Source organism: Alkalinema sp. FACHB-956 (assembly GCF_014697025.1).
Lineage (GTDB): Bacteria > Cyanobacteriota > Cyanobacteriia > Leptolyngbyales > Leptolyngbyaceae > Alkalinema.
The window spans coordinates 112,252-136,602 of the sequence record NZ_JACJRC010000001.1; the positions used below are offsets into that span (position 1 = coordinate 112,252).

The 24,351-nt window shown below is 52.0% G+C and carries 16 protein-coding genes and 1 tRNA gene; 9 read left to right on the forward strand and 8 right to left on the reverse strand.

The annotated features are described in order from the left end of the window. The first annotated feature begins 100 nt into the window (after positions 1-100). The 5 genes from H6G21_RS00510 (at position 101) to H6G21_RS00530 (ending at position 7,438) form a co-directional block, all read left to right on the forward strand. Positions 101-1,483, forward strand: a complete 1,383-nt coding sequence (locus tag H6G21_RS00510) for a hypothetical protein (RefSeq protein ID WP_190569410.1) — start codon at positions 101-103, stop codon at positions 1,481-1,483. 68 nt (positions 1,484-1,551) lie between these two features. Continuing rightward, positions 1,552-3,093 (forward strand): hypothetical protein, encoded by a 1,542-nt coding sequence (locus H6G21_RS00515; RefSeq protein WP_190569412.1) that lies wholly within the window; start codon positions 1,552-1,554, stop codon positions 3,091-3,093. A 197-nt stretch (positions 3,094-3,290) separates the two neighbouring features. Continuing rightward, positions 3,291-4,454, forward strand: coding sequence for a glycosyltransferase family 4 protein (locus tag H6G21_RS00520; protein WP_190569414.1), 1,164 nt, complete (start codon positions 3,291-3,293; stop codon positions 4,452-4,454). 74 nt (positions 4,455-4,528) lie between these two features. After that, positions 4,529-5,812 (forward strand): ATP-binding cassette domain-containing protein, encoded by a 1,284-nt coding sequence (locus tag H6G21_RS00525; protein ID WP_190569415.1) that lies wholly within the window; start codon positions 4,529-4,531, stop codon positions 5,810-5,812. A gap of 201 nt (positions 5,813-6,013) precedes the next feature. After that, complete coding sequence (locus H6G21_RS00530) at positions 6,014-7,438, forward strand: hypothetical protein (RefSeq protein ID WP_190569417.1); 1,425 nt, start codon at positions 6,014-6,016, stop codon at positions 7,436-7,438. Positions 7,439-7,462: 24 nt separating this feature from the next. Here H6G21_RS00530 and H6G21_RS00535 read toward each other — a convergent pair whose 3' ends face one another. Together H6G21_RS00535 and H6G21_RS00540 are read right to left on the reverse strand one after the other, a co-directional pair. Beyond that, positions 7,463-8,839, reverse strand: a complete 1,377-nt coding sequence (locus H6G21_RS00535) for a hemolysin family protein (RefSeq protein ID WP_190570413.1) — start codon at positions 8,837-8,839, stop codon at positions 7,463-7,465. Positions 8,840-8,966: 127 nt separating this feature from the next. Beyond that, positions 8,967-9,626, reverse strand: coding sequence for a hypothetical protein (locus H6G21_RS00540; RefSeq protein WP_190569419.1), 660 nt, complete (start codon positions 9,624-9,626; stop codon positions 8,967-8,969). A gap of 253 nt (positions 9,627-9,879) precedes the next feature. Here H6G21_RS00540 and H6G21_RS00545 point away from each other — a divergent pair. Continuing rightward, a tRNA-Ile gene (locus H6G21_RS00545) sits at positions 9,880-9,952 on the forward strand. Between the two features lie 122 nt (positions 9,953-10,074). Here H6G21_RS00545 and ispD read toward each other — a convergent pair. Then, positions 10,075-10,764, reverse strand: a complete 690-nt coding sequence (gene ispD / locus H6G21_RS00550) for a 2-C-methyl-D-erythritol 4-phosphate cytidylyltransferase (protein ID WP_190569421.1) — start codon at positions 10,762-10,764, stop codon at positions 10,075-10,077. A 261-nt stretch (positions 10,765-11,025) separates the two neighbouring features. Here ispD and H6G21_RS00555 point away from each other — a divergent pair, with 261 nt between their 5' ends. Then, positions 11,026-11,910 (forward strand): hypothetical protein, encoded by an 885-nt coding sequence (locus H6G21_RS00555; RefSeq protein ID WP_190569423.1) that lies wholly within the window; start codon positions 11,026-11,028, stop codon positions 11,908-11,910. A gap of 161 nt (positions 11,911-12,071) precedes the next feature. On the opposite strand, the gene H6G21_RS00560 is transcribed toward H6G21_RS00555, so the two are convergent. Beyond that, positions 12,072-12,875 carry a thioredoxin domain-containing protein gene (locus H6G21_RS00560; RefSeq protein WP_242041563.1) on the reverse strand — a complete coding sequence of 268 codons (804 nt, stop codon included), beginning with the start codon at positions 12,873-12,875 and terminating at the stop codon, positions 12,072-12,074. A gap of 128 nt (positions 12,876-13,003) precedes the next feature. Next, positions 13,004-14,047, reverse strand: coding sequence for a hypothetical protein (locus tag H6G21_RS00565; RefSeq protein ID WP_190569425.1), 1,044 nt, complete (start codon positions 14,045-14,047; stop codon positions 13,004-13,006). A gap of 501 nt (positions 14,048-14,548) precedes the next feature. Here H6G21_RS00565 and H6G21_RS00570 point away from each other — a divergent pair. Next, positions 14,549-16,072 (forward strand): ATP-binding protein, encoded by a 1,524-nt coding sequence (locus H6G21_RS00570; RefSeq protein WP_190569428.1) that lies wholly within the window; start codon positions 14,549-14,551, stop codon positions 16,070-16,072. Positions 16,073-16,210: 138 nt separating this feature from the next. Here H6G21_RS00570 and ppc read toward each other — a convergent pair whose 3' ends face one another. Both ppc and H6G21_RS00580 read right to left on the reverse strand, forming a co-directional pair. After that, complete coding sequence (gene ppc, locus H6G21_RS00575) at positions 16,211-19,276, reverse strand: phosphoenolpyruvate carboxylase (RefSeq protein WP_190569430.1); 3,066 nt, start codon at positions 19,274-19,276, stop codon at positions 16,211-16,213. A gap of 96 nt (positions 19,277-19,372) precedes the next feature. After that, positions 19,373-19,522, reverse strand: coding sequence for a hypothetical protein (locus H6G21_RS00580; RefSeq protein ID WP_190569432.1), 150 nt, complete (start codon positions 19,520-19,522; stop codon positions 19,373-19,375). A 749-nt stretch (positions 19,523-20,271) separates the two neighbouring features. Between H6G21_RS00580 and H6G21_RS00585 the strand changes: the two genes are divergently transcribed. Beyond that, complete coding sequence (locus tag H6G21_RS00585) at positions 20,272-23,547, forward strand: hypothetical protein (RefSeq protein ID WP_190569434.1); 3,276 nt, start codon at positions 20,272-20,274, stop codon at positions 23,545-23,547. A gap of 35 nt (positions 23,548-23,582) precedes the next feature. On the opposite strand, the gene H6G21_RS00590 is transcribed toward H6G21_RS00585, so the two are convergent. Next, complete coding sequence (locus H6G21_RS00590) at positions 23,583-24,239, reverse strand: nucleoside triphosphate pyrophosphatase (RefSeq protein ID WP_190569436.1); 657 nt, start codon at positions 24,237-24,239, stop codon at positions 23,583-23,585. Positions 24,240-24,351: the final 112 nt, after the last annotated feature.

Genomic DNA, 24,351 nt, shown 5'->3' on the forward strand with positions numbered 1-24,351 from the left:
AGAAGAGATTCAAAGTCCCCCTTATTAAGGGGGATTTAGGGGGATCGTTTATTGCAATCACAAGTTGATTTGGTATGACTCCCCGTTCTCCGTAGGTTCTATGCAAGTCTCCAACTCTCTCCCACGCTCCCAACCCTCCGCCCGATCGCGCCGTCGCGTTCTGATTGTTAGCCCCCATTTTCCGCCGATTAATGCCCCCGATCACCAACGCATTCGAGTCGCATTGCCCTACTTGCAGGAATTCGGTTGGGACGCGCAAATCTTGGCGGTCAAACCCCACCATGTGCCCCATCCCCAGGATGCCAAACTGGCCGAGGCACTGCCCCAGGATTTACCGATCGTCTATTCCGATGCCCTCTCCACGCGCTACACCAAACTGGTGGGATTGGGCAATGTTGGCTGGCGTTGTTTACCGGAAATGCAAAAAATCGGCGATCGTTTGCTGTCTACCCAGCAATTTGATCTCGTTTTCTTTTCCACGACGATTTTCCCAGTTATGTTGCTGGGTAAGCGCTGGTGGCAGAAGTTTGGTGTGCCCTATGTTTTAGACTTTCAAGATCCCTGGCTCAGTGATTACCATACTGACTCCAACTCCGGTCGCAAACGCCATTCCCGGCCCCCCGGCGGTTGGCTGAAGTATGGCATAACGCAATTCCTAGCTCGCTGGGCCGAACCCCAGGCTATGGAAGCAGTACGACATATTATTAGCGTTTCTCCCAGCTATCCCAATACGTTACGGCAGCGCTATCCCCACCTACACCCGGAGCAGTTTACAGTCCTTCCCTTTGGGGCTCCCGAAGCAGACTTTACAGCATTGCCCAATCTGAATATTAAACAAACCATTTTCGATTCCCAGGATGGCAAACGCCATTGGGTCTACGTAGGACGTGGGGGCGAAGATATGGCAACGGCGCTCCGTATTTTATTTGAAGGCATTCAAACCGCCCGTTGGCGCAATCCAGAACTGTGGCGAAATATTCATCTCCATTTCGTCGGCACCAGTTACGCGCCAGCCCATTTAGCGGTTAAAACGATCGAAACCATTGCCCAATCCTACGGGCTAGGAGATTTGGTCACCGAGCACACAGGCCGCATTCCCTATTTCGAGGCGCAACAACTCTTAGTCGATAGCGATGCCATTCTCATGATTGGTTCCGACGACCCCAGCTACACCGCCTCCAAACTCTACCCCTGCATCCTCGCGCAAAAGCCCATTCTTGCGGTATTCCACGAAAACAGTTCCGTCGTGGATATTCTGCAAAATTGCCGTGCGGGTAAAACGATTACTTTCAACACTGATCGAACTAACCCCGCTCCTAATCCCACCGCAGAATCCATACAATCCATTCTCAACAGCTTCGCCCAGCAGCAAGTTGAACTCAACACCAACTGGGACGCCTTTCAGCCCTACAGCGGCAAAGCCATGACCCAGCAAATGTGCCAAGTCTTCGATCGCTGCCTCACCCAAACCCCCACCCCATAACCCTCCTACCCTTCCACCCTTCCACCCTCCTACCCGCCATGAGCGCATCCCCCCCAGCTAAAAACCAGATGAAAACCGTCTTCTGGTTTGGCATTGCCGCCCTATTTTTTAGCAACCGCAAAGCGTTACTCCATGCCGCTCCCATGACCTCGATCGGGGCGATTATGATCGGCATTGCCTGCATGTTTCCCATGTATTTGTGGTGTGCAGGGCGGGTGAAAGGAATGCCAATCTTTCCGTTCTTCACCCTGACGTATCTGTGGACATTCTGTCTACCGTTATTAAGTGAAAATCCCAACGTACTGAAATACCCTCCCACAGCCCATCTCTATGCCAGTTTCACAACGGTTACTTTTCTGTTATCTGGAACGCTAATTTGGTGGCAATTTGTTAGATCTCCTAAACCTGTCCAAAGTGCATTTCTAGCATTGAAAACTAAGCCCGCTGAAAATTTCTTTTTTTGGACATTGGGAGCTGCATTATTATTTAACATGTACTTTCTCGCTCGATGGTTTTCAGTGCCAGAAAGTCTTTTTACGCTGGTGCGGGGGATCGTTATCGGGTTAAGTACCCTGGGGATTTTTGTATTAGCCTACCGATGTGGAGGGGGATATCTTTCTAAGTTCAAATCTCGGTTACTCTTTTTCCTATTAGCTGGCATTATTTTAACCAGTGCGGCAACCCTCATTTTGAAAACAGCACTGACACTGTTTTTGATGTCGGTCATCGCTTACGTGATTGGAGGCCGCAAATTACCCGTTTTGCCTTTGGTGATTGGGTTGATTTGTTTATTGCCATTGCACTATGGGAAACACCCCATGCGCCATAAATACTGGGAAGGGCCGACTAAATTAGTCCAGCCATGGGAGTATCCCGCTTGGTTCCAAGAATGGGCTAGTTTTTCCCAAAAAACACTGGCTGAAAAGCCCCAGCGATGGGATCCCCCTAAGGAAAAAAAGGAATCCTTCGTTGAACGATCGAGCGTCATTCACATGCTAATGATGGCCCAGGATAAGATTCCTCGACTCTATCCAACAATGAATGGTGCAACCTATGGCATTATTCCGCAGTTAATGCTACCGCGATTTCTGAATCCCAATAAAATCAGAAGTCATGAGGGGACGCACATGTTGAATGTCCACGTTAAACGGCAAACCTATCAACAAACGTTTAAAACGGTGATTGCCTGGGGATTATTGCCGGAAGCCTATGCAAACTTTGGCTTTATGGGTGCGTTTATTGTGGGTGGAAGCTTAGGAGCCTTCTATGGCTTCGTCACCATGCAAGGGGTGGAAGCTCCGACATTTTCGTTCCGAACACTGTTTTGCATCTTGGTGATTAGTTTTGCGTTGGCGTCTACGGAGTGGACAGCGGGGGTGTATGCCGCAACGCTTCAGCAGTCTTCGATGCCGTTGATTGGGATGCGGTTGGTGTTTATGCGCCGCTTCCGAAAGATGCGCCAGAAAAAAGTCGCGCCTGCTCTAGCGGGCTTGAGTCAGCAGGATATGGCTTGGTTACGGTCCGATCCCGAATTGCTGCAACAACTGATCGATGAATTGGAACAGCGATCGGCTCCCCCAATCTCCCCACAACTGAAACCACAGACTTGATTCATCGACGATCGCTGAAGTTTCGATCCCCCTAAATCCCCCTTAATAAGGGGGACTTTCAAAGAGTTTGCCTCAATTCCCCCCTTAATAAGGGGGGCTAGGGGGGATCAAATTTGTTGCATCGAAGAATAACCTCTGCATCAAGGATTTCAGCAATCCTCTTTCAACAAATTGACTACCCCAATCAGGTTACTCCTATGAAAAAATTAGCGATCGTACTCTCCCATCCTATTCAGTACTATGCTCCCTGGTTTCGCCATCTCCATGCCGATCCTGAACTTCAACTGAAAGTATTTTATCTTTGGAATTTTGGTGTTTCGCAAGTCATCGATCGGGGCTTTGGTCAAAAGATTCAATGGGATATTCCACTCCTGGAAGGCTATGATTATGAATTCGTAGCCAATACGAGTTCCAATCCCGGCACCCACCACATTCGGGGCTTGCAAAATCCCACCCTGATTCCCCAAATTCGTGCCTACGAACCGGATACGGTTTTGTTGATGAATTATAACTATGCCAGCCTCTATCATTTCCTATGGCATTGGCAGGATTGCCCAATTCTCTTCCGAGGCGATTCCCACCGTCTTATCCCAGAACGGGGAATTAAAGCTTGGTTACGGCAACAGTGGATCACGCAAGTCTACCAACACTTCGATCGTATTCTCTACGTCGGTAAAGCCAACTATCACTATTTCCGCACCCACGGTGTCGCAGCAGAAAAACTCTTCTTCTCACCCCATACAATCGAAAACGATCGCTTCATGGCCCAAGCGGATCTCGCCCACGACCAGGCTAGGCAGTGGAAGCAGGAACTTGGCATTCCGGCACACCATAAAGTAATTCTCTTCGCCGGGAAGTTCATTCCTAAAAAACGTCCGATCGATTTAGTTAACGCCTTTGCGCAAGCGAATCTACCGGATACCTCGTTATTACTAGTTGGGGCAGGTGCGTTGGAATCGGATTTACGAACCCTGGCCGCCCAGCATTCCCAGATTTATTTCGCACCGTTCCAAAACCAAAGTTTCATGCCCCGCACCTACGCGATCGCGGATGTCTTTGTCCTGCCCAGCTACGGCAATTCAGAAACCTGGGGCCTCGCGGTGAACGAAGCCATGTGTTTAGGGAAACCGATCATTGTTAGCGATCATGTCGGCTGTGCGGAGGATTTGGTGCGCCCTGGTCACAACGGCTTAATTTTCCCTGCTGGAAATGTAGAAGCGCTAGCCCAGTGCCTCCAGCAAATGTTAGCCAGTCCAGCGACGCTAGCCATTTACGGGGAAGCCAGCCGCCAACTGATTCAGAACTATAGCTATGCCCAAGCCAGCCAAGGGCTGAAACAAGCCATGGGGATTGTGGGCTAAATTCCCCAGAAAGCTACCCACCGTCGCCATAATCGAGTATCATCGGCACTGATTTAAAATCGCCAGTGGGTACCGTGGCACAGGTCATTCTCGAAAACATTTATAAAACTTACCCGAAGGGTCGGGGGGCCGGGGAACCGGGTAGTCAGCCCGTCTCCGTCCTGCGATCGATTAACCTCACCATTCGCGATGGGGAATTTATGGTGTTGGTGGGGCCATCGGGTTGCGGGAAGAGTACCTTGCTGCGCTTGATTGCGGGTCTAGAAGAAATTACCGGGGGCAACATTTACGTGGGCGATCGCCTCGTGAACCAACTTCCCCCCAAGGAACGGGACATTGCCATGGTGTTCCAGAGCTACGCCCTCTATCCCCACATGACCGTTTACGACAACCTGGCCTTTGGACTGCGGCGATCGACCGCCCCTGCTGAAACTACCTCCACCTCCCGGTTGCCCCAATGGTTGGAAACCCTCGCCGTGGAAACTAGCCGCAAACTGCCGAAGGGATTGCGTTACGTCCCCGATCGGGAACAGCAGATCGATCGGCGGGTGCGGGACGTGGCACAGTCACTGCAAATCGAAGGCTTACTGAATCGCTTGCCCAAACAGCTTTCCGGCGGCCAAAAGCAGCGGGTTGCCCTGGGGCGGGCCATGGCACGGGATCCCCAGGTGTTTCTGATGGACGAACCCCTGTCTAACCTGGATGCTAAGCTGCGGGCCGAAACCCGATCGCAAATCGTCAAACTGCAACGGCAACTCGGCACCACAACGATTTACGTCACCCACGACCAGACCGAAGCCATGACCATGGGCGATCGGATTGCGGTCTTAAACGCAGGGCAGATCCAGCAAATCGCCACCCCGCTGGAACTCTACAATCGCCCCGTCAATCGCTTTGTCGCCGAATTCATTGGTTCGCCCCCGATGAATTTTATTCCCGTCCAAGTCAAAGCGCCGCTGCTAATCATCCATCCCGACTTTCGTATCACGCTACCGGAATCCTGGGCCAATGTCCTGAGTCGCTACGATGGCCAAACCCTCACCTTGGGCATTCGTCCGGAGCACCTCAGCTACAGCGTGCCTGCGCCGAAAAATTTACCCGTCACCGTAGAACTGGTGGAAGCCCTGGGCAGCGAGACTTATATCACCGCCAATCTAACGGGCATCACCGCCAATCTAGCGGGGCAATCCTTGGTCGCAGGGGCTGGCCACAGCAGCGAGCAGACTAGCAATCCCACGATCGCTGCTCGCATTGAGGCGGATAAACCCGTGGGGATCGGTGAAAAAATTTGGCTGGCCATTAATCCAGACAAGATTCATTTGTTTAATCCAGAAACCGGATTGGCGATCGACCCCTAATTCACTTCCAGTCAACCTAGTCAGTCCAGTTAACCTAGTCAGTCCAGTTAACCTAGTCACTTCCAGTCACCCTGGTTAGGAACTTGCTGCAACGGCTTCCGGGATAAAGTTCATCTCTGCTTTATCCAATCCAACTGGATCAAACATGAAAATTTTCTAAGGGGGATGGGAAATTCCACAGTCAGTCGCTAACTTAGAGAAATGAGGTCATCTCCACCGCCCCCCCTACAGTCTTCCCCCCGCAGCGTTGTGATCAAAACCCAGACGCTGCGTCCGTTTATCTGGCTGGGCTTGCTGCTTCTGGCTGGACTGACTCGGCCTGTGCTGTTGTCCCAGGCCGTGCCCATGGTGCAGCTTTCAGCCCAGACTACCCAACCCCAAGCCCTCGCAGGTGCCCGATCTCAGCAACGCCAACAGCAGGAACGCCAAGTCCGTCCGGATAATTACGACCTGGCCCGTTATCCCGTTGACGATCGCAACGCCAAGCATTGGAAAAATCTGCTGTGGACAACGGCGATCGTTGAACCGAAGCAGCCCTTTGTGGCCCAAGCCATGGAGAGGATTTTGGCCATGACTCGCCAGCCCAACCTGTCCAATGCCCAGATGCGCACGATCGATATGGCGTTGCAGGTGGGGACGCAACTCTATGCCGCCGATCCCCGCACCTACAGTAACCTCACCGGCCAATTGCGGGCCACGATCGAACAAAGTAAAGATCCCCAATGGGTGGCCATGGCGATCGCGGCTCTAGCCAATGGTAATCGAACGACTAAAACTAATCTGTCTACCCAAGAGATTCAACAACTGAGCCAACGGATTCAGCAACGCTTCCCCAATTGGCAAACTCAACCCTATCTCTATACCACCCTGCAAGACATTGCAACAGCGTTCAATCCACCCGCAGCCCCACCCCTCAAGGATTTGCTCCAGTGGCAGGCCCAACCGGGGGAAATGCAAGCCTACGTGTTGTGCAATGTCGATCGCCATGCCTTGTGTCGCATGGTTCTGAAGGACGATCGGGGTCAGTGGGTGCGGGAAAAAGGCCAACTGTGGTCGGTGCCCTTGCTGTTGCGATCGGTGCATGGCCTCAGTTGGAATTTTGTGCGAGGCAATACCCCCCAAGGGCTGTATCGCATCGATAGCACCACGCCGCAACCCGATGATCTATTTTTTCGGGCCTATGGGCAGTTTTCCCTGGTCAATCTTTTTGTCCCCTTTGAAGCAGGAACCACTGCCATGGCTGGCTTTAGCGGCTCTCCGGCTGACTACCAAGCGCTATTCCCCCCCAGTTGGCAGAACCATTGGGGTTTGCAGCAGAGCTACTGGGCTGGCAAGCTCGGTCGATCGCTGTTTCGCATTCACGGCACCGGAGACGCCCCCGACTTTTTCAGCGGCAAGCAGCGTAATCCAGCTAGCGCCAACTGGAATCCCACGATCGGCTGTCTCTCAGCCCTAGAACTCTACAGCGAGACGGGGAAACTGTTGCAAGCCGACATGCCCCAAATCCTCGAAAAACTCCAATCTGCCTCCAGTGACAGTTTACAAGGCTACCTCGTGGTGGTGGATCTGGCCCAAACACCAGGTACCGCGATCGAGCTGGAAGATATTGTGGCAGCAATCAATTAGATCCCTCCCGATCTCTTCACCCCTCTACCCTTCTGGATCAACGCTCGTTTCTTCCTCAGGTTCAATGCGGTGGACACGGACATAATCCAGACGCGGCCCTTCGGTGGACATGACCGTTAATTCACAGTTGCCATACTGGAGCGTTTCGCCCTCCATGGGAATGCGTTGCCATTGGTAGAGCAAAAATCCACCCAGGGTACGGTAATCACCGGCAACGGGCAAGTCGATATTCAAGACATCGTTGACTTCTTCCAAAGCTAATTGCGCTTGCACAATAAACGTGTTGCTATCAATGCGTTGGATGGAAAGCACCGTATCCATCTCAATTTCCGGGGTTTCGCCGATCAGTTGCGCCACCACGTTCTGAATCGTCACCAAACCCGCCGTACTGCCGAATTCATCCACCACAATCACCAAGTGATGGCGCGATCGCTGCATGAGGGATAGTAATTCGTCTAGAGGCGTATATTCCGGTACATAGCGAGCCGGACGGATCCAAGGTTGAATGGAGCTATCCAGGGTGAGGGTTCCCTGGACTAACGGTTCCGCCAATTCCTTCAGGTGGATCACACCGCACACATCATCCACCGAGTCCCCAATCACGGGGTAACGGGAATGGTGCGATCGGGCCACTTCATCCAACAAATCCCGCACCGTGGCTTCAACGAGAATACTAATCATACTGGTGCGCCGGATCATAATTTCCCCCGCACTCACCTCCCCAAATTCAAAGGCATTGGCCAGCAATTCCCGTTCATCGGCTTCCAAGCCCATGGATTCACTGGGCGTGGCAATCATCAGTTGCAGTTCCTCGGAGGTGATTTGGTTGTAGCCTTCCTGGCCTGTATAACGGATCCCCACCAAGCGCAGCAGGAACTTGGTGGATTGGTTCAAGACCCAAATGAACGGATTAAACACCTGGGCGATCGCGAGACTCAGGGGAGCCAGAAACCGGGAAATTTCCTCGGAATACAGCAGTGCCAGGGATTTGGGACACAATTCCCCCAGCACAATTTGCAGATAGGCAATCAGGAGAAAGGCGAGGGGAATGGAAAACGATCGGGTTGCCACATCCAGCCAAGCCTCCGGGAGGGGTAACTGGGCCAACCCCTGCCGTACCAAGCCCGCCATGGTGCCTTCCCCAATCCAACCCAGCGCCAAACTCGATAGGGTAATTCCCATCTGGGTGGTGGAAAGGAGGCGATCGATGCTGCGCTGGAGTTCCTGCACCGTTCTGGCCTGCACATCCCCCGCATCCACGAGTTGGCTAATCCGGGAACGCCGGACGGAAACGATGGAAAACTCCGCTGTGACGAAAAAAGCATTAATGATGATGAGCAGCGCGATCGAGAGCAATTTCCAGGGAACTGTGGCAGGATCCACGCCGGTTTCAGAAGCCATGATCTCCGATCGCTCATTGAGCATTAATAACTGGGAAGCCGCGAATTGGGAGATCTCAAACTGGGAGATCGCAAACAATGCCAGGGTCACCATAGCTTGACTTAGGGCAATAAAGACCCCATCCCCCCTACTTGACCGGAATGCCTGAGACTTCTAACTGTACCTGCTGAGCAGGATAGTCAGAGAGTTGCAGGGACACCGTGTCTGCATTGTCCAACAGGCTACTAGAAATTTTCAGGGTGCCCGTATACCGCTCACTTTTCGGCGCTAATTCCGCAGGCAATCCTGCCGTTTCTCCATTCAGAATTCGGCCCTGGTTATCCGTAATCGTCAAAAAGCTGTAGAGGAACTTAACCGGTTGGTTGGCATCGTTTTGGATCGCCACATCTAGGACAACGGTATCTTCCTGCCGCCGCATTCCAGTCACTTCCATCTTGATGCCTTTACTCTGGCCTTTGTAAGGAAACTTGGCCGAATTGATTGGTTTTTCGGGCTCCTCTTGCATCGGGCTAGGCTGGCTCTCGGCCTTGCTATTGCCCTTGCCGCCGTCCGTCCGTTCCTTCACTTCTTTGATAATGTCATCTTCCCGCAGCAAAGCCATCCCTTCCACGGAACCATTGGGGGTGGGCCGATTGTTATTCTTACTGTTGGGCCGACTGTCGGGTTGGGTGATGCCCTTGAGTGCTTCGTACCCCAACGAAAACCCCAAATTGGCACTGGCAAATCCTGCGCCAATCATCAGAAACAAGAGGAGGAAGGTGAAGGTTGCAGTAGAGTTGAGTTTCATAGGGGTTTGTTCGCGGGCCAAGCACGACTGCATTGTAAGGTCAGATAGTCAGTTATAGCCGATTTTTCAAGCTAAGATAAAATCGATTTAGCCAAACTTTTTAGCCAAACGTTGAGTTAACTGTTGAGTCAAAAATTTGGCTGCCATTTTGGGAAGTCTGCGCTAGGATAGTTCCCACGATGTTACGTCGTTACGTCCTAGGTTGGGATCGGACTGCGGCTCTGCCAAGGTTCCTTTCTAAATGGGCGGTTCTCCAGGGTTGGCCGAGCGGTATAGGCAGCGAACTCATAATTCGCCTTAGGCGGGTTCAACTCCTGCACCCTGGACTAGTTGATTATTGATTTGCGTTACTGAGTAGTTCTATGCGTTACTGAGTAGTTCTATGCGTTACTGACTAGGTGATTAGGCACTAGAAGGGGCGACTAGATTACAGTGGTTGCCCGGTCTCTTAGTGTCCTAGGTTCCGGCTTTTGAGGATAAACTCCGCGATCGCAAGGTCAACGGGGGTCGTAACTTTTAAATTGGTTTCCTCCCCGGCCACAATCTTGACGGGCAAGTTGCATCGTTCAAAGAGGGCGGCATCATCGGTTACTTCCCAACCCTGGGCGACGCCTTCATCGTGGCATTTGCGGAGCAGTGGTACGGAGAATCCTTGGGGGGTTTGGGCGGCCCAGAGGTTCGATCGATCGGGCGTATCCTGGATCAGCAATTCGCTATCGACAACTTTAATCGTGTCCTTGACGGGAATCCCTGCGATCAGCCCATCACAGGTTTGCAGAGCCGCCGCACAGCGATCGAACAAATCCGGGGTGGCCAAACAGCGGGCACCATCGTGGATCAAGACGGTGGGGGCATCGGTGGGCAGGGCTTGCAGCCCGTTATAGACGGATTCCTGGCGGGTGGATCCTCCTTGGATCAACTGCACAGGTTTGGTGAGGTTGAGATCGGTGAGGATGGTGGTGAAATCGTCGAAGTCGATCGGTTGGCCAATGATGCCGATCCACTCGATGGTTTGGGCGGCGGCGGCGGCTTGTAATGTCCAAGCCAGGATCGGTTGACCTAGTAAGGGGAGAAGCAGCTTATTGCGATCGCTGCCCATCCGTTTACCCGATCCAGCGGCTGGAATTAATAAATGCACGGCCACGCCTCCCCTGCCCATTCAATGAATGTTTTCGTCTCACAATCCTAGCGGAGAACGGTCGCAATGTCTTCGGCTCTTGGGGTTGCGTGGTTGGTTCCATCGATCCAGCCTGCGCCTAGGATTGCGCCTAGAGAATTACGCATAGAATGTAGATCAAGGCAAATCAATCCAGGCAAATCAATCGAGATGCAATGCAAGATTTATTTGCAATAAACGATGGATTTCGCGGACTCTTCAAGAATCTTCAGGTAACTTTCCATGGCTGAACTTTACACGGTAGGCCCAACCCTCGATACGTTCATTCAGTTGATTCAATCCTTTGAGCAAACCCAGCCAGGACGATCGACCTACGAAATTGCTAATCGCTTACGGGGGCGTACCAAGGCGGCTTACACAACCCGGAGTTGGACGATCGCGACGGGGTTTTCCCAACGATTAATTGATAATGCGTTGGATGGGACGGTTCCACTAGCCGGAGAAATGACGGATTTTGGACATTTCATCGCTGCCCTAGCCGATCAAATCCAACAACCTGGGCTTCAGGTGGCTGACTTAACTGCTTGGACGGCGGATCATACCTCTTGGGCTGGCGATATTGGTTCTGCGATCGCAACCTATCGTAAACAATCGGCGCAGTTTGCATCGGTGCAAGCAATTCTCGATCGCTATGCTTCCGATAGTGATCAAGCTGCCAATGTTGCAGCCTATGTGGTCGGCTTAGAACTCAATCGCAATCCCCAATTGAGCCTCTCCCAAGCAATTCAGCAGTATCAAAACCTGCCCTATCGTGATCATATTGCGCAATTTCTACGATCGCGCTTTGCAATTAATCTCGTTAATGACGCGATCGAAAATCCTGAAATACTAGAAGCAGAAATTCGTAAAGCTGTTTATACCTATCTACAACTTTCACCGGAATCGGGAATTTTGCAATGGGTAAAAGGCTTATTGAAAGGTAAACCCAAATTCCCTGAGCCCCAAAATATGGATTGGGCTAGTGCAGATTTGCTGGCAGGTTCAGCCCATTTAATGCGGTATTTAGTGCAGAAAGGTAAGTTACAATCGCTAACGTTTCATCCCTATCAATTTCCTAACCTACCTAACTTGGGGAAATTACCAGATACACTAACGATTACGGCGTAAGCAATAATAAACAACCAACACAAAACCTGTACGATCCCCTTTTTGAGGGGCTAGTCGTACAGGTTTCGGTGCAATTGATTGTGTAGGAAAATGATTGCGCAGGAAATTGATTGCGCAAGAAATTGATTGCGCAGAAAAATGTGCAGACAATCGATCGTGCTTTATGGGGCTTTAGCCAAAACCAATTGCTCTAAGTTCGGTAACGGAACCGCACCCGAGAGCGTTTCCCCATTGATGAAAAAGAACGGAGTTCCTTGAATTCCCAGTGTGTCAGCCATTTGTTGATCTTGATCAAGCACTTTGGCAAACTCTGGAGAATTCCGGTGCTGATTGAACTGAGTGAGATCGAGCCCTAACTGTTGAGCAAGCTCAAGGTAGAGTTTTTCACCCAGTTCACTTTGACGTTCAAACAACAGATCGTGATATTGCCAAAACTTCCCCTGCTGCTGAGCAGCCCAAGCGGCTTTTGCGGCGGCGATCGCTTCTGGATGAATCGAAGTTAAAGGATAGTGTTTATACACTAAGGTCACTTGCCCTTGATGTTGCTCCATAAACTGCTTCAGGATTTTATGCGCTTCCGCACAGTATGGGCACTGAAAATCTGCAAATTCGATTAACAACCGTTTCTGATTGGGTGCCCCTTTGGTTGGAGAGTGACCAATTACATTTGCAGGATTTTTCTGGATTTCCTGCTGGAATTGTTGTTTGACTGCCTCCTGTTTTTGTTGTTTTTGTTGTTCTTCAACCTGTAGTGCTTCTCGAATGATGCTGGGATTGCGACGAATGATATTCAAAACCTGCTGTTCTAAGCCAGGATTGATGGCTCGATCGTTATTGCTGGGGGTGGCAAGGGTGCTGGATTGGGTCTGAAAGATCCCCACAATGAGCGCAATACCGATCGCGACGATTCCCAAACGAGGGATTGTCCGATTCAACCAACGACGTAGGGTGTATAGCATTGTCATGAGTCAGGATTACTAAAGGTCATGAGTCAGGATTACTAAAGGTCATGAGTCAGGATTGCTAAGGCATCGAGCAGAAAACTAGATGCCATTGCAAACAAGATGCGAACGAGACTATGACGCGATCGGGGCTATTTCGGGGCATCACACACCCGTCTGCCATAGGCACTGATCACTTGGGAAATTCCCGTTGGGTCAAAGCCAGCCATTGCCCGCAGCATTTCCTCTTCATTGTTAGCATTGGCAACTTTATTCATCCGCATCGCAAAACTAATGCCCTCTGCGGTATTCTCAATGGCCTTAAATTCCTTAGTCGCTTTCACCGCAGTCCAAGAGGTCTTCAGTGTATTCACCATCTTGGCAACTTTTCCTGCCCCTTGAGCCGAGTTCACCGCCGCAGAGGCTCCCCCTGACGAACCCAAGGAGGCAATATTGGCGGCCAAACTGAGGGTGCTCATGACCTGATTGGCTGTGACTTCAGCACAAAACTTGGCACTGGAAGCACAGCCCGCCCCACAAGCAACATATCCAGTGGGACATTGCCCCCAACAGACAGGGCCGATCCCTTCATAGTTCGTACGGCAAGCAGAGTAACAGAGTCCTGCATCCCCTTGCAGGTTAGGCTTACACACCAAGGGCTTGGGATCCCCAATAATGACTTTTTTGGCACAGGATAAATCAATCCCAGGATTCAATCCCAGGGCTGAACAATCGGGTTGATTGGGGCGGCAGATATTGCTCCCAAACGCGCTGTAACCCGTTCTGCATTTGGGGTAAATAATGGCTCCATTTTGCTCACAGCCTTGGGGATTTTCCGCAGCGCAACGCGCCCGTGCTCCATCCAAGCTGAAGGCTTTGTCTCCAAACTTCCAGGGATACCCAGCACCTCGCCCATATTCGGTCGCGCGGCAGAACAGTCCATCATCCCGCATCCCGGAGGGACAGACGGAATGACAATCAAACCCAACACGGGTGGTATTGGCGGGGCACTGGCTGTAACTTAAAGCCCCAATGGTCACCCGTCCGTCTCCCGCTTCCGTGGGGATGGTGCCGACTCCCCGTCCATAGGAGCTTTTCCAGCAAAAATCATCAGCTCCGAGGGCTGCCGACGAGAAAACTCCGATCAATAAGGGAACGATGGATAACTTGGTTGTAAGACGCCCTAAATTTTTCATGATTTATAGAAATAAGGGGGTACAGGAAAAGCTAATTGCCTCACTAATATTTCGCTCCAGAAACTTACAGCACCTCGCTCTTATCTGGTTTGTTTAACTAGTGGGATGCCTGAAATTTATGGAGGGGATTTCTAGCAAGAAAAATCCCATTGTTGAGTCATCATTCCTAACTCAACAATTCCCGGAATGTATCTTTTATGGGAAAAATAACTGATCACTGATACCACTATGAGATTAACCAGTTCAGTTGTAGAAACACCATCGAAGTTTGTGATCTTAAGCCTGAAACTTTATAGTTTTTTTTATCCTTCTCTCGATTCATTAATTGGTCGAAATCAGGAGCCGATCGCTTCAGTTAAATACTCCGTTCGTTTATTAAATTAAATGTAAACTTGTTCACCCTCCTCGCGTAATTGCCGTACGCTACCAAAAAAAGATTGTGTTCTATGCTTGTGCGTTTTCCTCGTATTACTTGTGCTCTTAATGATGTCCAATACTCCAATGCCCCAAACTCCAACGCCTTCAACACAAACGCCTTCAACGCAAACGCCCCAAACGCAACGACGACATCGGAAAATTGCCATTCTGAGTCCTCAAGGCTTCCACAGACTGCAAACGGCGATCACTCAATTGAGTGGTGGGCATCCTGACGCAAAATCTGTCACGTTAGAAGTCTTAAGTGAAAAGACTGGACTCTCCACCCATACCCTCAGTAAAGTTCATGCAAGGCAAGTGAGTGTCGATCGACGCACCTTGTTTCGCTATTTCAGTGCCTTTAACTTGACCTTAGAAAAGGAAGATTATATCTGTCCTTTTGAGATTGAACCCATTCCGATCGATCAGCCTTTTGTAGAGAAAAACTTTGTAGATCACCCTTCTCAGGGACTGCAAAATGATCGAATGGCTACTTCACCGTATTCTGTGAATTGGGGAATTGCACCGGATGTTTCTACGTTCTATGGTCGCAGTACAGAACTAGCAACTTTGACCCACTGGATTAACCACCATCATTGTCGCGTTGTAACGCTTGTGGGGATGGGTGGAATTGGTAAGACTTGGCTCGCCACCAAATTGGCGGAACAGATACAATCGCACTTTCAGATCGTTCTTTGGCGTAGTTTAAAACCGATTTCACGATCGACTCCACTGTTGCCATTTAATCACTTTCTTGATGATTTAATTCATCACTTTGCGCCCTATTCTACCAGCCCAGCCCCATCAGAACCGTTAGGGATCAAGATGCGATACTTGACGGATTGCTTCAATCGGTTTCGCTGTCTGGTCATCCTCGATAATATTGAGTCGATCGCTAAACCCCGGAGCGCATTTTCGGTTTCGAGCCAGCCTAGTCTGTTGAGGAATGGAGTCAACGATGAAGCGACTCGTGAAGCGACCTGTGAAGCTTACAGTTATTTCCTTCGGCAATTCGCGATCGGGCGACATCAAAGCTGTGTGATTGCAACCAGCCAGATTGATCCGCAGTTACACTGGGCGGTGTCCGATCATCTATTCGGGATCAACTCCCTACGACTGCAAGGCTTAACCTTAGTAGATATTCAACAGATGCTACAACCGATCGGGCAGTTCCAAGGCACGACTCGAGACTGGCATGATCTCGTGAGCTTTTATAATGGTCATCCTCAAGTTTTGTGTATGGTTGCTCGTGTGATCCAACATCTATTTGGGGGAAATATCGCAGATTTCCTACAGAACAAGGCACTATTGTTTGCTGATCTACAGGATTTTTTAGATCAGCAACTGGGGGATGTATCTGATTTGGAACAGGGAATCATCAAGATTTTAGCGGATCAGAATCAGCCGCTTTCCTTTGGGGATCTCCAACAGCGTCTATCTCCTAGCATTTCCAATACTGCACTTTTAGAATCCCTCAAGTATTTAAAGTCACGTTCTCTGATTGAACAAACGACGGCTCACTTTTCCCTTCCCTCCATGTTGGTTCACTATCTGCGATCGCAATACGGAATGGGAACACCGTATGAGAACACGATGGAGGCTGCCTGTTAGCAGAATGCCTAAGCTACCCGTAGCTGCAATTTAAATCAACACAAAATAAGGTACGGATCTCTTTTAGAGCGTAATCCGTACCTTATCTCGATAATTTAGCCAATTGCGGTGAGTCAATTGCGGTGAGTCAACCGTACATCAGCCTGTATTACGCATTCCCGCAGCAATCCCGTTGATTGTCAGTAGTGCTCCTCGCAACAGTTCACCTTTGCTATAGCGCGATCGCATCATGCCTGTGGCAGAACTGCTCTTGTGTTGCCGCAGACGTTGCAGCAATGATACTTGCAGGAATCCCAACGGAACGATCGTGCCATTGCGGAGCTGTACCGATCGTTGCAGCTCGGGATCGCCATCCAGCAATTTCTTATGCCCGGTAATGGTCAGTACCACATCCCGTGTCAGGTGATATTCCTGGGCAATTTGTTCGAATAGCCGCTCAAACCGTTCCCGATCTTCTGGGAGGGATAACTGCTGGACATAGTGCTCTGCAATTTGCAAATCCACCTTGGCCAAGGTCATCTCCACCTTAGAAATCACCATCTTAAAGAAGGGCCATTTCACATAGAAATAGCTCAGGAGTTTGAGATGATCTTCCTTCTCATCCAAAAATTCCTGCAAAGCCGTTCCCACCCCGTACCAAGCAGGTAACAAAAAGCGGCTTTGCGTCCAGCTAAACACCCAAGGAATGGCCCGTAAGCTGCCTAAATCTTTCTTCCCTCCCCGACGGGCCGGACGGGAACTAATTTGCAGTTGGCTGATTTCCTCGATCGGTGTGACCTGATGGAAAAAGTCGATAAAGTCGGGCTGCTCATAGATCAACTTGCGGTAATGGCCGCGCGACTTCGCCGCCAATTCCTCCATAATTTGCTGCCATTCTTCGATTTCATCGAACTTCGTCCCCAGCAAACTCCCTTGTAGCACCGCCGTAGAAGCCGTTTCCAAGTTATACAGCGCTAACTCCGGTAGGGAATACTTGGACGCCAAGACTTCACCCTGTTCCGTGATCTTGATGCGGCCATTCATGCTCGGCCCCGGTTGGGCCAAGATTGCCTCGTAGGCAGGGCCACCGCCACGACCCACCGATCCCCCTCGCCCGTGGAAGATGCGCAGCTCCGCATTGTAACGCTGAGCAATCTGTTGCAAGGCTTGCTGGGCCTTGTGAATTTCCCAATTGCTACTGAGGAAGCCGGAATCCTTATTACTGTCGGAATACCCCAGCATCACTTCTTGGATCACGGGACTATCCCCATCGGCAGCTTGGCTGCTGGCCAACATACTGCGATAGAACGGTAATTCCAGCAGTTCGGTCATCACCTTGGGGGCTTTCTGCAAGTCTTCCACGGTTTCAAACAGCGGCACCACTTGCAAGGTACTGGCGTTATTGGCGGGATCATACAGTCCTGCTTCCTTCGCCAACAGCAAGACTTCGAGCAAATCGCTGACATCGTGGCTCATGCTGATGACGTAGGACTTGCAAATGCCCGTGCCAAATTCCCGCTGGATGGCTCGCACCATGCGCAGGGTTTCGATCGCTTCCTTGGTCTTGTCGCTGAAGGGGAGTTCCCGAGGCACCAGAGGCCGACGGGTTTTAATTTCCTGGGTCAGGAAGGCCACCCGTTCTGGCTCAGACATCTCGTTGTAGGACTTGGGCAGAATTTGCAGGTACTCCACCACTTCTGCGATCGTGTCGGAGTGGCGGGTACTTTCCTGGCGGATGTCCAAGTGGGTCAGCATAAAGCCAAAGATTTCGGCCTGACAGATCAGGTAATCTAAATCCCGACAGCTTAATCCGGTTTCGCTGAGATTTTTTTGAATCAGCCGCAGTTCTGCCAGAAACTCATCTCCGGACTTGTAGTAAATGGCCTCATCCCAGTCGGTATTTTCCGGCTGTTGCCAATCGCCGTTGAACAGTTCCTGGTTGCGCTCCTGGGTATTTTCCAGGCGTTTGTGAATGTAGGCCAGCTTGAGGCGGTAGGGTTCCTGGCGATAACGAATGGCCAAGCGATCGTAGACCTTGGGCAACCGGACGCGATCCTGCTCTAGGGACTCTAACAAGTCCGGCATCACATCACTCCAATGCAGGGACAGACTGAGCAAGTCAATCAGTCGCTTCACTGACTGCATATATTTTTCTAGCACCAAGCGCCGTTGGTAGCAGGCCGTCTGCCAGGTGACCTGGGGCGTTACGGAGGGGTTGCCATCCCGATCGCTGCCCACCCAAGAACCAAAGCGGCAGAAGTTATAGCGCGGCAACTGCATCTGCGGAAAGGATGCGGTTAAGGACTGCTGCAACCGCTGGAAGAGCAGAGGCATGGCATCGAACAGCACTTCCTGGAAATAGTGCAGGGTGTAATCCACTTCGTCCAGAACCGTCGGCTTGAACTGGTGCAGTTCATCGGTACGCCACCACAGGCGAATTTCCTCCATTAGGCGATCGCGTAAGCCTTGGGCTTCCCAGGATGTGGCAGCATGGGGGCCACTGCTTTCCGCCCGATCGAGTTCCCGCAAGAGTTTGGCGATGCGGCGTTGCTTGTCACGAATCGTGTGCCGGACGATCTCCGTGGGGTGGGCGGTAAACACGAGCCAAACTTCTAAGCGATCGACCAGTTTTTGAATCTGTTGAGGTGGCACATTCAACTTCTTCAGCCGAGGAAAGAGCCACTGAAAGGTGCCAACCCCGCGCCGACTGGCCTGCGGATGCTGGGATTTTTTATGCAACAGGTCAGACTCCAGACTGTTGTAGGAGTGGGGGGTTTCTCCGACGGTTTCCAAATCCCAGTAGCTACCCACTTCATCCGCCTCGACCACCTCTTGCGCTGCGCGGTACTGAAGCTGCTGATCGCGTTGCTCGTAGTGCTGCTCCACAATATTGATTAACTGAAAGTAGAGGGCAAAGGCGCGGGCTGCCCGGATTGCCTCATTCAGTTCTAACTGTTCCACCACCTTCAGGGCATCGGAGGCTTCGGAATTAGCCGCCTGTCCTTCGGGGGAACATAGATCGAGCAACTGATTCAATAAGTCTACGAGGGCCTGTCCACACTCCTGCCGCAAGACTGACTCCCACAAGTCCTCGACCATTTTGAGGCGATGGCGCAGAAAAAGTTCTGAGGTCATGACAGCCACGTCCTCCAAAACATTCTCTGAAACAGTCATTGCAGGGAGCTGGGTGGACAACTCATCGGATGATGGGCGAATCGAACTCATAGCGGCAGTTTCAGCAGAGATACTTCATCATTGTATGGGCTTACGTGTCTTTCTCCAGTCATTGCAGGGGAGGGAGACACGATTCATCAGCCAACTTCAGCCCATTCCCGATGGGGAGGAATCTGAGGAAGACACGGGCGTGGGATCGTTTGCGGTGGGTTGAAAAAAGTCCAAGTTTGGCAAGCGATCGCCTCGAAATAACTCCTCGCTCAAAAGACCGAAGGATTGCAGCCCCTGAGACAGCATTCGTCCACCTTTGAGGAGGGTGAGCAAAGATAGGGTCGCGGTAGTGACGATTAAATCGGATCCAAATGATCGTCTATCCCGCTCCGAGGAGATTGAATTGAATGGTACGCGGTGGGAACTTTGCATAGGGCGACAACTTCCAATAAACCGGGCGATGTTCCTCAAGACTGTATTCAGCAATACCAGATTCAGCAAGCCCGAAGTTCTGGGATTGCTAAGGGCATTGATTCCAACTGAACGGAAACAACCTAACAACTTTGGAATTTCCACTTGAAAATTCCAAAGTTGCCACTGCAATCTTGCGACTTGAAATTACGACTTAAATAAATTGCGACTTAAATAAGGTAGCTGAAAACTGTAACTGAAAAGAAGTTGCGCAGAAATTGCGGCTGAGGTGAGTGATGCAGGTTAACTGCTGGGCTAGGTTGCCACTGAGTTAAGTTGCTGAGGGCATCAGCGATTTGAGATCCCTTCTTCCCTAGATTACAGCAGGATCCACTAGCGTCTTTATGGATCCTGCTACTGCTGGAATGCACGGTAGAATGCGAGGAGCCATGGGAGCAAATTACCTCAATTCGATCGATTGAACGATGGGATTCTGAGATCGAATTGAAACAAGGGTGTATCATCTGTTGAAAACGGCAAGTGTTCCTCAGGAGCACTATCTGTAGGGTCGATCTGCCAAAGAACAAACTGGCTATAGGGTCAGATCGCTACTCCCATTCTGTTCAACCGAGTCGTTAGTTGCGATGTTAAACCTACCTGAGCGCCCCTCCCTCCGCAAAGATTCTCAAGGGCTTTCCCCGCTACCCCTGGGAGAATGGCTGTCGCGTGTGTTGGAAATGCCCCAGGATGCTGTCCAGGTACGGCTACGGGGGAATAGCCTCTACATTCTCTGCCAGGGAAATCCCTGCCCGCCCCAAGCTCAGGTGCGTCAACAATTAATCGCCGCGATCGCCCAATCTCGGTTTGAAAGTTTATTGCCTTCGGATAGTCCAATCCTGCATCGGGTTGTGGTCTATGGTCGGGCACTAGGGGATCAAAAGCCGCGCTGGGCAGACACCTTGGAAATCTCCCAGATTGGTGAGCTTTGGGCCAAACAGCAACCAGCGCAAGCACCAGCACAACCACCGGCGCAACACGCGCCCAGAGGCAAGTCGTCGTCTCGATCGGCTCAAGTTCCGCCGTCGCCGCCCGCACCTTGGGATCTCTCCCCCATCCCTTCCCAGCCTCCTGAGCCCGTCTCCTCTGCAATGCCTTCCTCGGAGCGGGTTTCGGTGCCGCCGTTGCGCCCCAAGGCAGCCCCGCAGTCCCTCAAGTCCCTCGCCGAAAGTGGTAAGCCCACGGCGATCGCCCACTACCTCAGCCAGCACTTAAGCCAATACAACATTGCCGTCCGGGTTAAGGCCAAGCCCATTGCGACCGATCGATCGCCCATTCCCAGTGCCCTCGTGACCCAACGCCTCTGGGTAATGTGCGAATCCTCCTATAGCGTGGACGCCAGTTTGATCGCAGAAGCGATCGCCCAACGCCTGCGGGAACTGAAGCTTGACCAATTCCAAGATGCGATCGTGCTGGGGCAAGTCCAGGGAGAAGCCGAACCCGATTGGACGCTGCGCGTGAATTTGACTCCGGCGCAAGAGATGCTGCGGCAGTGGGGGCAGTGGGGCGATGCCGCTGCTCTGACCCAATTACTCAACCAGCGGGTCACCTACGCCCAAATTTCCCTACAGGTTGATCAAACAACCCTGCATATCCACTGTGCGGGCCACCGTGCTGCACCGGATCAAGGTCTGACGGTTGCAGCGATCGAACAGGTGCTCTCCCCCTTGGCTCCCCGTGGCCTGCATGGTGCCAGCATCTACGGGTTGGAGGCGCAGGCATCCCCGCAGCAGGCCACCTGGGTGCATTGGCTGGAACTCCCCGCTGCCAATCAGGTGGATCTGGCAGAATCAGCCAATTCCCTGGCACAACGGGGGGACTTGGGCGCGATCGCCTACCTGCTAACCCGACGACTGAATCCGGATCTGGCCCAATATCTAGCGACGGGCGGCATTCATTTGCAAGTTCGGCAGCGGGATTCGATTTTGCATATCATGGCGGACTCCCTCCACTGCCCGCCCCAAAAGCCCACTGTGGCAACGCTAACCCAGTTTTTCCGCGAGGTGCCTGTACCGGGCCTGACGGGGCTGTGTTTCTATGGTCGCCGATCGGGTCAGTCCCAACCGAGCTGGCGGCGGGGGGTTGATTTAGGAGCCAAGTTGCGGGTTGTGCCAGAAGCAACCCCAGATTTTGCAGCCTCCGATGCCTACGTGGGTGATCTGCTGTCACCGCCGGGAGCCTTGGTCTGGATTCCCCGCAAGGAGCGGCAGTCCTGGAGCCAGCGTTGGGAAAAATGGTCGGCGGTGATCCAAGATGGTTTGATTCGATCGACCCTGTTTAGTCCCGTGGTCACGACCCAGCAGCTGGTTCCCGACAAAACGGTGGCAACGGATAGTCGCCTTGCCTTGGTCTGGGGGTTACTGGGCCTTTGCGTAGCCATCTCCGCCGACTGGAGCCTGGGAATACTGTCCAAATCACAGCCCCAGGATTTAGGTCAATCCTTCGCTCGGAGCCAGCCTGAATTAAAAACTGAAACAGTGCAACTGCCCAGCCTCAGCCTGAACAAATCCAAATCCCCCACGGATAGCACCTTCAATGCCTCTGGATTTACCCAGGAAGGCCCTGGAATGATCACCGCTGCCAAAACGGATCCCACGCTGACCAGGATCAATCCGGATCTCCCCGCTGCCCCCCTCCAGGCCAAGGCGATCGTGGATCCTAAGGAATCTCCCTACCCCAGCTTGAATGCGGAACAGTTGGATGAGCGGTTGGCGCTGTATCAGCAGTCTGTCAAGCGATCGGGGGTGCCGGATGTGCTGATTGTGGGAAGTTCGCGGGCCTTGCGCGGCATCGATCCCACGGCTCTACAGGATGCGCTGGCCCAGGAAGGCTACCCCAATGTCAAGGTCTTCAACTTTGGGGTCAATGGGGCGACGGCACAGGTGGTGGATCTGTTGCTGCGGCGATTGATTGCCCCCAACCAGTTACCCAAGTTGGTGATTTGGGCTGATGGCGCACGGGCGTTTAACAGTGGTCGGGTGGATATTACGTATAACGCGATCGCCGTTTCCGAGGGATTCAAGCAACTGCCCCCCGTGGCCCTGCCGGCGATCGCTCAATCAGAAGCAGCCTCTCCAGCTCCCACAGATCCCGAGGCCGCCAGTGCTGCGCCCAAAGCCCATCTCAAAGAGGCTTACCAAACCTTCGATAAACAACTGGCGGAGGGACTGGGGCGATTATCCGCTGCCTACGACGACCGATCGACCCTACTCACCGCATTGCAAACCCGTCTACTGGGCGGAAGCCAGCCCTCCCCAACGGAAACCTCGCAGGACGCGAATCAAAGTTTGCTGATTCCCTCCAGTGGACGAGGCTTAATCGATATCAACGGGTTCTTGCCGTTGTCCAATCAGTTTAATCCCACCACCTATTACCAAAAGTACACTCGGGTGTCTGGCACCTTTGATGGGGACTATGAGTCCTTCCAATTGCCGGGTAAGCAGGAAGATGCGCTCAAAGCGATCGTGGATTATACCAAGGCTAAAAAGGTTTCCTTAGTTTTTGTGAACCTGCCGTTGACGCTGGAGTATTTGGATGTGCATCGGCGGGAGTACGAAGAGACCTTCCAGCAATACATGACGGAAAAGGCCACAGCTTGGGGCTTTACCTATCGCAATTTGGCCTACCAGTGGAAGACGAAGAATGATCTGTTTTCCGATCCTAGTCACTTGAACCGCTACGGAGCCTATGTCGTGTCCCAGGCGATCGCGCGGGATGCCCTCATTCCTTGGTCCAAGAAAGCTCCCAGCCAGCGACCTTCTGGGGGCGCAACTTCTGGGGGCGTAACTTCGAATGTGCAGTCTAATCCTCGATCGGGGACTGGAGAGAGTCCCAGTGGCTTATCTTCTAATCTCGATCGGTAATGGTTGCATTCCGTTAACGGTTGCATGGTCTCAATCTACGCTTTCCAAAAGTCGGTAATGCTGTAACCCGCTTCCTGGAGCATCGTCCGCAATAGGGGCATACACAGGCCGATGACATTGGTATGGCACCCCTCAATTTTTTCGACAAATACGCTGCCTTTTCCTTCGATCGCGAAGCACCCCGCACAGTTTAGGGGTTCCCCCGTCTCCACGTAGGCGGTAATTTCCGCGTCACTGGGATTGGCAAAATACACCTTGGTGACCTGGTATTTCACCACCTGGAAGCTGGGTTGGAGGTGATCTGGATTGCGGTAGGCTCCGGCCAACACATGGCCTGTAAAGAGTTCGCCCACTTGGCCACGCATCTGTTTCCAGCGTGCGATCGCTTCCTCAGGACTATCGGGTTTGCCGTGGATTTCGCCACCGATCGCCAAGACCGAATCGCAGCCCAACATGACTCCCGGTTGATCGCTAAAAAAGCCCCCCGGCGCGCTGCCTCGGTTCAACCAGAGTTTTTGTAAGCTGGCGTTCAGTTTTTGGCGAGCCAGTTCCTGAACCAGCTCTGCGGGGTCGGTGAGTTGAATCTGATCTTCATCAAACGCACTGGGGTAGACAAAGGGATCAATCCCTGCAAGCTGCAATAGACGGCGACGGGCAGGGGAGGCAGAGGCCAGAACAAAGGGAATCGGCATAGAAGCAAGCAGTCAAACGATGGAATTCAAACAAGCTGGTCAAGAATTTTGACAGCCTGGGGTCGGTGTCCAGGTGCCCAGGAGCAGTGACCAGGGATAGTGCCCAGGAGCA

Excerpts from the sequence above, each read along its gene's own strand:
- H6G21_RS00535 (WP_190570413.1), bottom strand. The coding sequence starts at position 8,839 with ATGGCTTCTGAAACCGGCGTGGATCCTGCCACAGTTCCCTGGAAATTG.
- H6G21_RS00540 (WP_190569419.1), bottom strand. The coding sequence starts at position 9,626 with ATGAAACTCAACTCTACTGCAACCTTCACCTTCCTCCTCTTGTTTCTG.
- H6G21_RS00530 (WP_190569417.1), top strand. The coding sequence starts at position 6,014 with ATGAGGTCATCTCCACCGCCCCCCCTACAGTCTTCCCCCCGCAGCGTT.
- H6G21_RS00515 (WP_190569412.1), top strand. The coding sequence starts at position 1,552 with ATGAAAACCGTCTTCTGGTTTGGCATTGCCGCCCTATTTTTTAGCAAC.
- H6G21_RS00520 (WP_190569414.1), top strand. The coding sequence starts at position 3,291 with ATGAAAAAATTAGCGATCGTACTCTCCCATCCTATTCAGTACTATGCT.
- H6G21_RS00560 (WP_242041563.1), bottom strand. The coding sequence starts at position 12,875 with ATGACAATGCTATACACCCTACGTCGTTGGTTGAATCGGACAATCCCT.
- H6G21_RS00585 (WP_190569434.1), top strand. The coding sequence starts at position 20,272 with ATGTTAAACCTACCTGAGCGCCCCTCCCTCCGCAAAGATTCTCAAGGG.
- H6G21_RS00510 (WP_190569410.1), top strand. The coding sequence starts at position 101 with ATGCAAGTCTCCAACTCTCTCCCACGCTCCCAACCCTCCGCCCGATCG.
- ppc (WP_190569430.1), bottom strand. The coding sequence starts at position 19,276 with ATGAGTTCGATTCGCCCATCATCCGATGAGTTGTCCACCCAGCTCCCT.
- H6G21_RS00570 (WP_190569428.1), top strand. The coding sequence starts at position 14,549 with ATGCCCCAAACTCCAACGCCTTCAACACAAACGCCTTCAACGCAAACG.
- H6G21_RS00565 (WP_190569425.1), bottom strand. The coding sequence starts at position 14,047 with ATGAAAAATTTAGGGCGTCTTACAACCAAGTTATCCATCGTTCCCTTA.
- H6G21_RS00555 (WP_190569423.1), top strand. The coding sequence starts at position 11,026 with ATGGCTGAACTTTACACGGTAGGCCCAACCCTCGATACGTTCATTCAG.
- H6G21_RS00580 (WP_190569432.1), bottom strand. The coding sequence starts at position 19,522 with ATGCTGTCTCAGGGGCTGCAATCCTTCGGTCTTTTGAGCGAGGAGTTA.
- H6G21_RS00590 (WP_190569436.1), bottom strand. The coding sequence starts at position 24,239 with ATGCCGATTCCCTTTGTTCTGGCCTCTGCCTCCCCTGCCCGTCGCCGT.